At 65.5% G+C, this 13,100-nt stretch carries 13 protein-coding genes; 8 read left to right on the top strand and 5 right to left on the bottom strand.

Features of this window, described 5'->3' with window-relative positions:
• Window positions 1–21 precede the first annotated feature (21 nt).
• A complete protein-coding gene (locus AC5V87_RS21385) occupies window positions 22–963 on the top strand; it encodes a hypothetical protein (RefSeq protein WP_456838406.1) in 942 nt (313 codons plus the stop codon).
• 235 nt (window positions 964–1,198) lie between these two features.
• Here the strand turns inward: AC5V87_RS21385 and rimO are convergent, their stop codons facing one another.
• Complete coding sequence (gene rimO / locus AC5V87_RS21380; protein ID WP_495367694.1) at window positions 1,199–2,524, bottom strand: 30S ribosomal protein S12 methylthiotransferase RimO; 1,326 nt, start codon at window positions 2,522–2,524, stop codon at window positions 1,199–1,201.
• Between the two features lie 111 nt (window positions 2,525–2,635).
• Between rimO and AC5V87_RS21375 the strand changes: the two genes are divergently transcribed.
• From AC5V87_RS21375 to AC5V87_RS21355, 5 genes are all read left to right on the top strand, one after another.
• Window positions 2,636–3,226: an ANTAR domain-containing response regulator gene (locus tag AC5V87_RS21375; RefSeq protein WP_008564898.1), complete on the top strand. Its 591-nt coding sequence runs from the start codon at window positions 2,636–2,638 to the stop codon at window positions 3,224–3,226.
• The gene (locus AC5V87_RS21370; protein WP_495367693.1) at window positions 3,223–4,386 is read left to right on the top strand and encodes a CmpA/NrtA family ABC transporter substrate-binding protein; all 1,164 of its coding nucleotides are present in this window, start codon (window positions 3,223–3,225) and stop codon (window positions 4,384–4,386) included. The genes AC5V87_RS21375 and AC5V87_RS21370 overlap by 4 nt, the downstream gene beginning before the upstream one ends.
• Before the next feature lie 335 nt (window positions 4,387–4,721).
• Window positions 4,722–6,503: a NirA family protein gene (locus tag AC5V87_RS21365; RefSeq protein ID WP_456838409.1), complete on the top strand. Its 1,782-nt coding sequence runs from the start codon at window positions 4,722–4,724 to the stop codon at window positions 6,501–6,503.
• The gene (locus AC5V87_RS21360; RefSeq protein WP_495367692.1) at window positions 6,500–8,107 is read left to right on the top strand and encodes a sulfite reductase subunit alpha; all 1,608 of its coding nucleotides are present in this window, start codon (window positions 6,500–6,502) and stop codon (window positions 8,105–8,107) included. Before AC5V87_RS21365 ends, AC5V87_RS21360 begins: the two co-directional genes overlap by 4 nt.
• Window positions 8,108–8,318: 211 nt before the next feature.
• Complete coding sequence (locus tag AC5V87_RS21355; RefSeq protein WP_247295099.1) at window positions 8,319–8,471, top strand: hypothetical protein; 153 nt, start codon at window positions 8,319–8,321, stop codon at window positions 8,469–8,471.
• Between the two features lie 106 nt (window positions 8,472–8,577).
• Here AC5V87_RS21355 and AC5V87_RS21350 read toward each other — a convergent pair whose 3' ends face one another.
• From AC5V87_RS21350 to pxpB, 3 genes are read right to left on the bottom strand one after another with little or no spacing between them, the layout of a single operon-like run.
• Window positions 8,578–9,348 (bottom strand): LamB/YcsF family protein, encoded by a 771-nt coding sequence (locus tag AC5V87_RS21350; protein WP_456838412.1) that lies wholly within the window; start codon window positions 9,346–9,348, stop codon window positions 8,578–8,580.
• 27 nt (window positions 9,349–9,375) lie between these two features.
• Window positions 9,376–10,413, bottom strand: coding sequence for a 5-oxoprolinase subunit C family protein (locus AC5V87_RS21345; RefSeq protein WP_456838413.1), 1,038 nt, complete (start codon window positions 10,411–10,413; stop codon window positions 9,376–9,378).
• Window positions 10,410–11,141 carry a 5-oxoprolinase subunit PxpB gene (gene pxpB / locus AC5V87_RS21340; RefSeq protein WP_456838414.1) on the bottom strand — a complete coding sequence of 244 codons (732 nt, stop codon included), beginning with the start codon at window positions 11,139–11,141 and terminating at the stop codon, window positions 10,410–10,412. Before pxpB ends, AC5V87_RS21345 begins: the two co-directional genes overlap by 4 nt.
• 257 nt (window positions 11,142–11,398) lie before the next feature.
• Between pxpB and AC5V87_RS21335 the strand changes: the two genes are divergently transcribed.
• The gene (locus AC5V87_RS21335; protein ID WP_027550912.1) at window positions 11,399–12,097 is read left to right on the top strand and encodes a ribonuclease activity regulator RraA; all 699 of its coding nucleotides are present in this window, start codon (window positions 11,399–11,401) and stop codon (window positions 12,095–12,097) included.
• A gap of 18 nt (window positions 12,098–12,115) precedes the next feature.
• Window positions 12,116–12,520 carry a (R)-mandelonitrile lyase gene (locus AC5V87_RS21330; protein ID WP_456838415.1) on the top strand — a complete coding sequence of 135 codons (405 nt, stop codon included), beginning with the start codon at window positions 12,116–12,118 and terminating at the stop codon, window positions 12,518–12,520.
• Window positions 12,521–12,697: 177 nt separating this feature from the next.
• Here AC5V87_RS21330 and AC5V87_RS21325 read toward each other — a convergent pair whose 3' ends face one another.
• Complete coding sequence (locus AC5V87_RS21325) at window positions 12,698–13,078, bottom strand: hypothetical protein (protein ID WP_456838416.1); 381 nt, start codon at window positions 13,076–13,078, stop codon at window positions 12,698–12,700.
• Between the last annotated feature and the right edge of the window lie 22 nt (window positions 13,079–13,100).

Raw genomic sequence — 13,100 nt, 5'->3', positions numbered from 1 at the left:
CCAACCAGACAGTTTTCAGCCTTGTCCGACACGCCTTACCCGATCGACCTCGACAGCATTCGCGGCGCGTTTCCGCCGGGCATCGACGCGTTGCCGCTGCTGGTCGAGTTCGCCGGCTGGCTGAAGGGGCGCCCCTGGGGCAGCGTCGGCTGCTTCTCCCTGCAAGGCCAGTTCTCCGACCATGCGCCGATCATCGACGGCAGTCCCTTGCGCGACAGGTTCTCGCTGTTCATGCGGCTGCCGGACGGCTCGGCCGTCGGCGGCTGGTATGGCGCCGGCCTCGATCGCGACAACCCGCCGATCGTGGGGCTGGGATCGGAGGGCGATTACGAGCTGCTGGCGCCAAGCCTCGACGCGCTGCTGGCAAAGTTGACGTCTCAGCAGTTCGACAAGGCCTGGAGCGATCTCAAGCCGCGTGACGAGGTCGAGCCCCAGACAGTCGAGCTTGCGCGCTGGCTCGCGGAGCGGCCGGCTGGCGAGCCCGTGGCGAGCGATGATGCGCCTTCCGAATTGCCCGACTTCCGCGGCTTCGTCGAAAAATGGAGCCGCGACCGCGAGGACTATTGGGCCAATCACCGCCTGATGGCCGAACTCGGCTGGCGGCTCGCCGCGCATCTGCCGAAAGGCAAGAACCCCTGGGACAAGACCCATTTCGAGGTCGCGATCGTCGGCAAGCAATACGAGGCGCGCGTGCTGTCGCGCGGGCCGCAGCCGTTCGAGGAAGCCGCCTCGATCGAATCCCTGCTGCGCGATCTGCGCGAGGAGATGCGCAGCGCGCAGCCCGAGCTTGGGTTGTGGTATGCCATGAAATTCGGCCTCTATGCCGATGGCCGCGTCATGCCCAATTTCGAATACGACGTCCGCCCGATGATAGACGGCGAGCCCGCGCAGCTCTCCGAGGCGAAAGCCGATCTCGCCCGCGCCCCGCGCCCGGAGCGCTGGGTGCCGAAATGGCTGGCGTGACGGTATCCACATCGTCATCGCGGACGCCGTGAAGCGGGAAAGCATCTCCGTCATCCTGAGGTGCGAGGCTTGTGATGCGAAAGCATCGCAAGCGGAGCCTCGAAGGATGAGCGGCCGGGATGCGGCCGGGCCGTCGTCCTTCAAGGCGCTCTACGGCGCGGTCGCGCCGCAGCGCGAGCGCCTCGGGATGACAGTGATGGAGCGGTGGTCGCTTCGCTCGCGATGACCGAGAACGTCAGAACCCCGCGACGCTGCCGTGCAGATCGTATTCGTCGGCACGCTCGATCTTCGCAGTGACGATCTCGCCGACGCGCAGGGGCCGGCGGCTCGATAGGTACACCGCACCGTCGATCTCGGGCGCATCGGCCTTGGAGCGACCCTTCGCAACCGTCGGGCCGACCTCGTCGATGATGATCTGCTGGCGCGTGCCGACCTTGCGCTTCAGCCTTCGCGCGGAGATCTTCTGCTGGCGGGCCATCAGCGCGTTGTACCGCTCCTGCTTGACCTCTTCCGGCACCGGGTTCTCGATCGCGTTCGAGGTCGCGCCCGCAACCGGCTCGTATTTGAAGCAGCCGACGCGGTCGATCTCGGCTTCATCGAGCCAGTCGAGCAGATAGGCGAAATCGGCATCGGTCTCGCCGGGGAAGCCGACGATGAAGGTCGAGCGCAGCGCCAGATCGGGGCATTCCTCGCGCCAGCGCTTGATGCGCGCCAGCGTTTTGTCCTGCGCCGCCGGACGCTTCATCGCCTTCAGCACCTCGGGGCTTGCGTGCTGGAACGGGATGTCGAGATAGGGCAGCACCTTGCCCTCGTTCATCAGCGCGATGACCTCGTCGACATGCGGGTAGGGGTAGACATATTGCAGCCGGACCCAGGCGCCGAGCTCGCCGAGCTCGCGCGCGAGGTCGAGGAATTTGGCGCGGACCTGGCGGTCCTTCCACGGGCTCTCGGCATATTTGAGATCAACGCCATAGGCCGAGGTGTCCTGCGAGATCACCAGCAGCTCCTTGACGCCGGCGCCGACCAGCCGCTCGGCCTCGCGCAGCACGTCATTGGCCGGGCGCGAGACGAGATCGCCGCGCAGCTTCGGGATGATGCAGAAGGTGCAGCGGTTGTTGCAGCCTTCGGAGATCTTCAAATATGCGTAGTGCCGCGGCGTCAGCTTGATGCCCTGCGGCGGCACCAGGTCGAGATGGGGATTGTGTGCGGGCGGCAGCGCGCGGTGCACGGCATCGAGCACGCTCTCATATTGCTGCGGGCCGGTGATGGAGAGCACGCCGGGATAGGCCTCTTCGATCGCTTCCGGCTCCGCGCCCATGCAGCCGGTCACGATCACCCTGCCGTTCTCGGCCATGGCCTCGCCGATCGCCGAGAGCGATTCCTGCTTGGCGCTGTCGAGGAAGCCGCAGGTGTTGACGATGACGATGTCGGCCCCGTCATGCTTGCGGGCGAGCTCGTAGCCCTCCGCGCGCAGGCGCGTGATGATGCGCTCGGAATCCACCAATGCCTTGGGACACCCGAGCGAAACGAAGCTGACCTTGGGCGCAGCCGTCTGATCCATATCCAAATCTGCCTGATTGACGGGCTTGAGCTAGTCCCAATTGCCCATAATTACAACCCTTTGCATCGCCCCCGGGCATGCTATGGATGAATCACCCGCCGTGAGTGAGCCATGAGCGCCGAACAGTCGCCCAAAATCGTGATTGTCGACGAAAGCCCGATCCGGGCTGCGATCCTCGAGGAGGGGTTGCGGGAGGCGGGATTCACGCAAGTCGTCCATATCCGCGAAATGCAGAGCCTCCTGGCCCGTATTTATGCGGTCGACCCCGATATCATCCTGATCGATCTGGAAAACCCCAGCCGCGACGTGCTGGAGGCGATGTTCCAGGTCAGCCGCGCCGTGAAGCGGCCGATTGCGATGTTCGTGGACCAGAGCGATTCCGCCTCGATCCAGGCCTCGGTCGAGGCGGGCGTCTCCGCCTACATCGTCGACGGGCTCAAGAAGGAGCGCATCAAGCCGATCCTCGACCTCTGCGTGTCCCGCTTCAACGCCTTCGCGAAACTTCAGGAGGAGCTGGAGCGCACCAAGTCACAGCTCGAGGACCGCAAGATCATCGAGAGGGCCAAGGGCATCCTGATGAAGGTGAAGGGCCTCACCGAGGACGAGGCCTATGTGCTGCTGCGCTCCACCGCGATGCGCGAGAAGAAGAAAATCGGCGAGATCGCCCAGTCGATCATCACCGCGTCGGAGATGCTGAAATGACCGCTCCCCTCCGCATCGGGTTCATCCCGCTGGTCGATGCTGCAGCCCTGATCGTCGCCGTCGACAAGGGCTTTGCCGCCGCCGAGGGCCTCGAGGTCGAGCTGGTGCGCGAGGTGTCCTGGTCCAACGTCCGCGACAAGCTCAATATCGGCCTGTTCGATGCCGCGCATCTGCTCGCGCCGGTGGCGATCGCATCCTCGCTCGGACTCGGCCACGTCAAGGTGCCGATCGCAGCGCCGTTCAATCTCGGCATCAACGGCAATGCGATCACGGTCTCGCCGGCGCTGCATGCCGCGCTGATGGAGCAGATCGACGGCGACCGCTTCGATCCGCTCGCCACCGCTAAGGCGCTGGCAAAGGTCGTTGCCATCAGGCGCAAGGCCGGGGCCGATCCGTTGACCTTCGGCATGACCTTCCCGTTCTCGACCCACAATTACCAGCTGCGGTTCTGGATGGCCGCGGCCGGCGTCGATCCGGACGAGGACGTGCGCCTCGTCGTGCTGCCGCCGCCCTTCATGGTCGACAGCCTCAGGAACGGCCATGTCGATGCGTTCTGCGTTGGTGCGCCCTGGAACTCGATCGCGGTCGATCTCGGCATCGGCCACATCCTGCATTTCTCCTCCGACATCCTGGCCCGTGCCGCGGAGAAGGTGCTGGCGCTTCGCCAGGTCTGGGCCGACAAGCGCCCGGACGTGGTTGCAGCCCTGGTGCGCGCGGCGGTGAAGGCGGCCGAGTTCATCGAGGAGCCGGCGAACCTGACGGAGGCGGCGCAGATCCTGGCACAGCCCGAACGGATCGGCGTCGACGTCGAGGTGATCCAGCGGACGCTGGTCGGGCGCCTGAAGATTTCCCCTGACGGCACCTTCCGCGAGAGCGGCCGCTACCTGCTGGTCGGACGTGAAGGGGCAGGGCGCCCGGATCCGGTCCAGGCGGCCTGGCTCTATGCGCAGATGGTGCGCTGGGGGCAGACGGCGCTGACTCCGGATGGCGTCAAAACGGCGATGGCCGTGTTCAGGCCCGATCTCTACGATGCAGCCGTTGGCCGCCGGCCGCCCGATGAAGCGCCCGCAGGGCTCGGTGCCTTCGCGGGCCCGGTGTTCGATCCCGGAAACATTTTGGGGCACCTGAAGGCGTTCGACGTGGGGCTCTGGAAAGCCTGATTCGCAATTGCCTGCGTTTTGGGCAGTTCAATTCATCGACTAGATTTTAGGCTGACTGCTCGAATTTCATGAGAGGTTCGAGGTCGGTTCCTTTCGGACGCTTCCGTAATTGACTGAAAATACTCGCGTTTTCATTTCGTGGAAGCTGGCACGCAACTTGTATGTTGCAGTGCGGCCAGCTTGTCACAGATGCCTGCTGAGCCGAGTCCCGCAGCAACGAAGCTGATCGGACCGTTGGGCAGCAAAGCCGGCTCCAGAGCCAGCTGCGTGCCTCGCGGGTCGCGCCAATGTCCGTCGATGCCACCGAGGTGGCCGCAGGAGCTTCGTTACCGACCATGAAACTCGATACCGTCTCAGTCGACTTTACCGACGAGCAGAAGCGCTATCTCGAAGGTTTTACGACCGGCCTTCAGATCAGCCGCGTCGGTCGCGGTCTCGGCGGGGGCGCCGGCAAGGCGACCGCCGAGCCTGTTGGCCCCGATGCCGTGCACATCAAGGCGCAGGACAAGGTGATCGCCGCGGGCAAGAAGCTCGCCGACCAGGAAAAATTCAAGCGCGACGAGCATCCCTTCGATGCCTATTCGCGGCTACGTCAGCAGGCGCTCGACAACGCGCCGCCGAGTCCGGCGGACAATTTCCGCTGGCGCTATTACGGCATCTTCTATGTCGCGCCGACGCAGGACTCCTACATGTGCCGCCTGCGCATCCCGAACGGCATCATGAAGCATTGGCAACTGTCGGGCCTGGCCGATCTCGCCGACGAGCTCTGCGGGCCCTACAGCCACGTCACGACGCGCGCCAATCTTCAGCTGCGCGAAATCCCGCCGAAGCACGCGATCAAGCTGATCGAGGGCATCCAGGACCTCGGCCTGTGCTCGCGCGGCTCCGGCGCCGACAACATCCGGAACGTGACGGGAACGCCGACCGCCGGCATCGATCCGCAGGAAATCATCGACACGCGGCCCTATGCGCGCGAGTGGCACTACCACATCCTCAACGACCGCTCGCTCTACGGCCTGCCGCGCAAGTTCAACGTCGCCTTCGACGGTGCCGGCAGGATCGCGGTGCTGGAGGAGACCAACGACATTGCCTTCACGGCGTATGAGGTGAAGGACGGTTTCGGCGTCGAGCCGGGCGTATGGTTTCGTCTGGGCCTCGGCGGCATCACCGGTCACAAGGACTTTGCAAAATACTCCGGCATCATCGTCAAGCCGGAGCAGGCGACTGCCGTCGCGGATGCCATCGTGCGCGTCTTCATCGACCATGGCGACCGCACCAACCGCAACAAGGCGCGGCTGAAATACGTGCTCGACGCCATGGGCCATGACGGCTTCCTCAAGCTGGTCGAGGAGCGGCTGAAGACGCCGTTCACGCGCGTGCCGGAGGAGGCGTTTCTGCCCCGGCCCGCCGCCGACCGCATGGCGCATATCGGCGTGCACAAGCAGAAGCAGGACGGCCTCAACTGGATCGGCGTGTCGCTGACGCTCGGCAAGCTCAGCAGCGACCAGATGCGGGGTCTCGCAAAAGTTTCGCGGGATCTCGGCGACGGCGAGATCCGCCTGACCGTCTGGCAGAACCTGCTGATCTCAGGGGTACGCGATGAGAATGTCGAGCTCGCCATCGCCGCGATCAAGCAGATCGGGCTCGCGGTCGAGGCCTCGCATATCCGTGCCGGCCTGATTGCCTGCACCGGCAATGCCGGCTGCCGTTTCGCGGCGTCCAACACCAAACGCAATGCCGCCGAGATCGGCGACTGGTGCGAGCCGCGCGTTGCGATGGACAAGCCTGTCAACATCCATCTGACCGGCTGCCACCATTCCTGTGCGCAGCACTACATCAGCGACATCGGCCTGATCGGCGCGCGGGTGCCGATCAATGAGGAGGACACCGTGGAGGGCTATCACCTCTTCACCGGCGGCGGGTTCGGCCCCGACGCCGATGTCGGGCAAGAGGTCTATCACGACCTGAAGGCCGAGGACGCGCCGAAGACGGTCGAGGCGCTGCTCAAGGCCTATCTCGCTCATCGCTCTTCCCCTGATGAAACCTTCCTCTCCTTCGCGCGCCGCCATGACGGCGAGACGCTGCGCAAGCTTGCCGATGCACAGGTGTCCGCATGAACCAGATCACGCCTCCGCCAAAGCTCGATATCATCCCCGCCAGCGCGCCGTTCTCCGACGCGCAGCGCTCCTGGCTCAACGGCTTCTTTGCCGGGCTGCTGTCGCCTGATGCCGCAACGCCGTTGTCGGCGGAGCAGGGCGCCGCCGTCATGCAAAGCGGTGACGGCGACGATGGCGAAGCGCCGTGGCACGACCAGACCATGCCGATCGCCGATCGGATGAAACTCGCCGAGGGCCGCCCCTTGCGCCGCAAGATGATGGCGGCGATGGCGCAGCAGGATTGCGGCCAGTGCGGCTACAATTGCCACGACTATTCCGAGGCGATCGCGAGCCGCAGCGAGGCGCGGCTCAATCTCTGCGTCCCCGGCGGCAAGGAAACCGCGCGGATGCTGAAATCGCTATACGAGGAGCTGGACAAGGCGCCCGCGGCGAAATCGCCTGAGAAGTCGGATGCAGTCGCCGCGCCCGCCGTGACCGTGACCATCGCCGAGCCCGGCCGCTCGCGCGACAATCCGGCCCAAGCGACCTTCGTGTCGCGGCGTCTTCTCAACAAGGGCAAGTCGGAGAAGGAGACCTATCACGTCGAGTTCGACCTCTCCGAAAGCAAGCTCGACTATGTCGTCGGTGACAGTTTTGGCGTGTTCGCGCGCAACGATGTCGGCCTAGTCGACCAGATCATCGCGCTGCTCGGCGCTTCCCACACCACCAAGGTGAACGGCAAGACGCTGCGCGAGGTCTTGATCGACGACGTCTCGCTGTCGCCGGCACCAGACTCGCTGTTCGAACTGATCTCCTTCATCACCGGCGGCGCGCAGCGCGAGAAGGCGCGGGCGCTCGCGCAGGGCGAGGACCCCGATGGCGATGCCGCGACGCTCGACGTCATGGCGGCGCTGCAGAAGTTTTCCGGGACGCGGCCGCATCCCGAAGCGTTCGTCGAGGCGCTGGAGCCGCTGCAGCCGCGGCTCTATTCGATCTCGTCCTCACACAATGCGACGCCGGGAAAACTGTCGCTGACGGTCGATTCCGTGCGGTACGTCATCGGCAAGCGCAAGCGTGTCGGCGTCGCCTCGACCTTCCTCGGCGAGCGCATCACTGAGGGCGAGAAGCTCAAGGTCTATGTGCAGAAGGCGCACAATTTCGGCCTGCCGCAGGATCCGAAGATTCCCATCATCATGGTCGGGCCCGGCACCGGCATCGCGCCGTTCCGCGCCTTCCTGCTCGATCGCAAGGCGACCGGCGCGCCCGGCAAGAACTGGCTGTTCTTCGGCCACCAGCGCAGCGATTGCGATTTCTTTTACCAGGAAGAGCTCAATGCGATGAAGACCTCGGGGCTTCTGACGCGCCTGTCGCTGGCCTGGTCGCGCGACGGCGAGAAGAAGTTCTACGTGCAGGACCGCATGCGCGAGGTCGGCCGCGAATTGTGGACTTGGCTCGCCGAGGGCGCGCATTTCTACATCTGCGGTGATGCTAAGCGCATGGCCAAGGACGTCGAGCGCGCGCTCGTCGACATCGTCGCCCAATTCGGCGCACGCTCGACCGACGAGGCCGTCAGTTTCGTCGCCGAGCTCAAAAAGACCGGCCGCTTCCAGGCTGACGTCTACTGAGCCGCGAGGAGCTGTCACTCCAGTGTCATCGGAGCCGGTTCCAACTGGCTCCTAATTTAACGAATAGGATTCTCGGAACCCGCAGGTGAAGAGAATTTGCATCTGCAACGGGGCGGGTCTGGAGAACTCTCATCGCTATTTCCGCCGCCGTCTTGCCTCCCGCCAGGGTTGATCCTTCATACTCCCGCAAATGGGGCGTTGGAGATCGACCATGCGCGAACTATCGGCGGAAGCTAGGCTGCATTTCTACGCGCGCTCGCTCTCGCGTCGGACCCGGACGAGCATGCATCACGTCGCGCTCTACAGCGCATTTGCCGTTATCGCGGCGATCGTGTTCGGCACCCTGTCAGTGCATCCGTTCTAAAGGCGTCGTTCCGGGGCGGCGAAGCCGACCCGGAACCTCGAGATTCTCAGGTGCGCAGTTGCGCACCATAGTCTGATGCTTCGCATCATCCCGAATTCGACAAACCTCACGTCCCGCGCTTGAACGGCGCCACCTCGATCCCCGCATCCTTCAACGCCTGGCGCAACCCCCGCGCGATGTCGACCGCGCCGGGCGTATCGCCATGGATGCACACCGTGTCCGTGCGCATCTTGATGACCTTGCCCGTCACCGACACCACCGCGCCGTCCTGCACCATGCGCACCACGCGGTCGGCGATCACTTTGGCGTCGTGCAGCACCGCGCCGGGCTTCTTGCGCGAGACGAGATTGCCGTCGTCCTCATAGGCGCGGTCGGCGAACACCTCGTGCACCAGCGGCAGGTTGGCGTCCTCGCCGGCCTTCACCAGCTTCGAATTGGCGAGCACGACGAAGATCAGGTTGGGATCGACTGCCCTAATGCCGGCGGCGATCGCTTTCGCCGTCATGTCGTCCTCGCAGGCGACGTTGGAAAGCGCGCCATGCGCCTTCACATGCGTCACCTTGTGGCCGGCCGCGGTCGCGATGGCCTGCAACGCGCCGATCTGGTAGGCGACGAGGTTCTCGATCTCGGAGGCCTTCAGGCCCGCGATTGGATGCCGGCCGAAGCCATGCAGGTCGCGGTAGCCGGGATGGGCGCCGACCGAGACGCCGCGGGCCTTCGCCAGTTCAACCGTCCGGCGCATGATGTCGGGGTCGCCGGCATGGAAGCCGCAAGCGACGTTGACCGAACTTGCGAGCTCGATCATGGCGGCGTCGTTGCCCATCTCCCAGGCGCCAAAACCTTCACCGAGGTCGCAATTGAGATCGATCGTCTTCATGGGGTGCTCCTCTGGTCTTCTTGTCGTTTACGGCTCCGCCGCGACCTGCCACGTCCCGGCATCCATCGCGTTCACTGCGTACCCCGCAACGTTAGCATCGCCGAGCGCCGCGATGTTGAGCTCGACCGTGTCGGAGGAGCGCAGCCGATCCGGAAGGTTCTTGATCAGCTGCGCAAACTTGCGCGCCTCGTCCTGCGCCTCGGCCATGGTGACCTCAAGGAAGCGGAACGCTGTTCCCGCCGAGGTCTGCGCGAGCCGGCCGAGATCGGCCGTGATCACGGTCGCGATCTTGGGGTAGCCGCCGGAGGTGCCGCGGTCCATCATCAGCGCAATCGGCGCGCCGTTGCCCGGCACCTGGATGCTGCCGTTCACCGTGCCGTCGGAGACGATGTTGTGGCCGTGCAGATGCTTGATGGCGGGACCTTCGAGCCGATAGCCCATGCGGTCGGAGGTCGCCGAGATCTTCCACTCGCTCTGCAGAAACAGCGCCTTGTTGGCGTCGTCGAACTCGTCGTCCTGCGGACCCATCACGACGCGGATCGGACCTGGCGCACGCTTCGGCAGCTCAATGCGCAGCTCCGGCGCGCCGCTCGCAGCATCGACCATGAACTCGTCGCCGGCCTGCAGGGGGCGCGGATAGGGGCTGCCGAGCCCGGCGCGGGCATTCACCGCGAGGCTGCCGAACACCTGCTCGCCCTTGATCGCGCCTTCGATCGCGAGATAGGTGAACGCGCCGCCGCGGGCAAAGCCGAGCGTGAGCGTCTCGCCGTCCTTCAGCGTCACCGATGTGTCCATCGCGACCGGCTTGCCGGCAATATCTGCATTGCGCGGCGCACCCGCGATCGCGACGCGCACGGCGCCATCCTTCGCGGTAAACGTTGCGCCGAACGGGCCGATCTCGACCGCGGCTGCAAACGGATCGTTACCGACCAGCGTGTTCGCCGCGGCCAGCGATAGCCGGTCCATCGCACCGCTGACCGTCAGGCCATAACGCTGTGCGCCGTGGCGGCCGCCGTCCTGGACGGAGCTTGCGGGACCAATGCTGGCGACGATGAGCCGGCTCATGCGTCGACCTGCTCGGCGATGATCTCGCCGGCCTCGGCGGCGCGGTCCAGCTCCTCGAACGTGTTGTGGTCGATGGCGAAAAAAGTCACGCGATCACCGGGTTCGGTGAGGAAGGTCGGATTACGATGGAGCTGATAGGTTCGCACCGGCGTGCGGCCGAGCAGGTGCCATCCGCTGGGCGCGGCGAGGCACTGGATGCCAGCCTGGATGCCGCCGATCGAAATCGTGCCGGCCGGCGTCAGCACCCTCGGCGACTGCCGCCGCGACATGTGCAGGGATTTGTCGAGCCCGCTGAGATAGGACCAGCCCGGCGTGAAGCCGATCATCGCAACCTTGTAGTCGCCGCCGACGTGCCGGGCGACGACGTCGTCGGGCGTGGTGTTCAGCGCTTTTGCGACATCCTCGAGGTCGATGCCATGCTCGCCGCCATAGGCGACCGGAATGCGCCAGCGCCGCGCCTTGGTGGCGGGCGGCAGCGGCTGGGTGGCGATCGGCAGGAGCTTTTCGGCGAGCGCCTCGAAGCCGATCCTGCAGGGATCGTAATGAACCAGCAGCGAACGATAGGTCGGCACGGTCTCGGTGATGCCGTCGATGGGGCTTGCCGCGAGCGCCTTATCGAGCGCCAGCACGCGCTGGTTGGCGTCGTCGTCGATGGTGCGGCTGAACTCGACCGTGACGGCGCTGTCGCCACTGGGCAGAAGGCGGGGCGGGGGAAGCGTCGCGGCCATGAGCTGTCGCAGAGCTGTCGAAATCGGGCTTCTCGGAAAACGCGGGCTCGCCCTTGAGTTCCGCGTCTCCCTGCTTCGCGTAAATGCGCTCGCAAGTCCAATAAATTAATGCAAGGGGAGGCGATAAAGCCTTGTTATCGCATCGCATAACGGCCCTGCCGCCCTGCATTCCTGTGCCTCTTTTGGGCCTTGACGCAAAGCCCGCACCTCGCAAGATGCGCGCGTTCTTTCCCGCACCTCGGAGCTCGTTCTCGTCCATGTCGCTGTCCCCCGAAGCCCGCAAGACCCTCGCCGGCATTACCACTGCCACCATCACCACGGTCCTGCTGAAGAAGGGCCTGCGCAATGTGTGGATGCGCGGCGCGCGGCCGCTGCGTCCGGGCCTGCCGCGCCTGGTGGGACCGGCGTTCACGCTGCGCTTCGTGCCGGCGCGCGAGGATCTGGCGACGCCGGAATCCTGGTCCTCGCCGATCTCGACCCGCACCGCGATCGAGGCGATGCCGGAGGGCTGCATTGCCGTGGTCGACGCCATGGGCATCACCGATGCCGGCATCTTCGGCGACATCCTCTGCGCCCGCATGGTGAAGCGCGGTGTCACCGCGCTTGTCACGGATGGCGTCGTGCGTGACGTCGAGGGGGTGCTCGGCACCAATCTTCCGGTGTGGTGCGACGGCTATGCCGCGCCGCCGTCGGTTGCTGGCCTCACCTTCGTCGGCTGGGGCGAGCCGATCGGCTGCGGCGGCGTCGCTGTGTTCCCGAACGACATCGTCGTCGCCGACCAGGACGGCTGCGTGCTGATCCCGCAGGCGATGCTCGACCACGTCCTCGCCGAGGGCGTCGAGCAGGAGCGGATGGAAGCCTGGATCGTCAACGAGGTGAACAACGGCGCGGTGCTGCCGGGCCTCTACCCCATGAACGCCGAGACCAAGGCGCGCTACGCCGCCAGCAAGAAGTAACAGGAAACGAGGTATCCCATGGACATCACGCTCGCCGGCACGCGGCCGACCCGCCGCGCGCCGAAGGAAAACTTCACCGGCACCGTGTTGCAGGACCCCATCAACATGGCGCCCGCGCCGGCGCGGCTGAACGTCTCGCGCGTCTCGTTCGAGCCGGGCGCCCGCACCAACTGGCACCACCATCCGCTCGGGCAGACGCTCTACGTGATCTCGGGTGTCGGCCGCGTCCAGAGCAAGGGGGGGCCGGTCAAGGAAATCCGGCCCGGCGACACCGTCTGGATTCCGCCAGGTGAAGTGCACTGGCACGGCGCCTCGCCCAACAACAGCATGTGCCACATTGCCATGCAGGAAGCGCTCGACGGCGTCTATTCGACGTGGCTGGAGCCGGTGACGGATGCGGAGTACGGCGCAGCGGTTGGCTAAGGCACTCATGTCGCGGACAAGACGCATCGCCCCAAGACGATGCGTCGCCGATCCACGACCCAGAGCCATTTAATGACAATGAGTGCTGCGTCCCGGCTCTGCGCAGCAACGCCGTAAGCGCGTTCACGCGCGTCTTCAACGCGCGATGGCGTCGCCGCTTGTCCGGGACACGGCCACCTACATCCGCTCCGCGGTCCACGTGCCCGTGCACATCGCGCCGCGCCAGGTGCCGGCGCCCGAGGTGCCGCTGAGCCGGCCGAAGCCGACGGCGCGCTTGATGCCGGTGCTCAGGGTGACGTTGATGCTGCCGGCATTCGCCACGCGGCCCGAGGCCGTCACCGCCGCGCTGCTCGAGGCGATCTGGCCGTTGCTGATGCCGATCGCGACGGTCACGCCATTGCCGCAGGTCTCGCTCGAGGACGAGATGCGGACATTCCATGTGCCGTCGAAGGTGGAGCCCGCAGCATCGGCCTGCGCGAGCGGGAAGGCGAGGGCGACAATGGTGGCGAGGAGAGCTCTGCGAAATCCGTTCATGACACGCACCTTGGGGTTGAGCATGCGGGGATCCTGTCACCGGTGC

The sequence above is a fragment of the Bradyrhizobium sp. SOJA106 genome, assembly GCF_059448745.1.
This window is presented reverse-complemented; position numbering and strand designations above follow the sequence as displayed.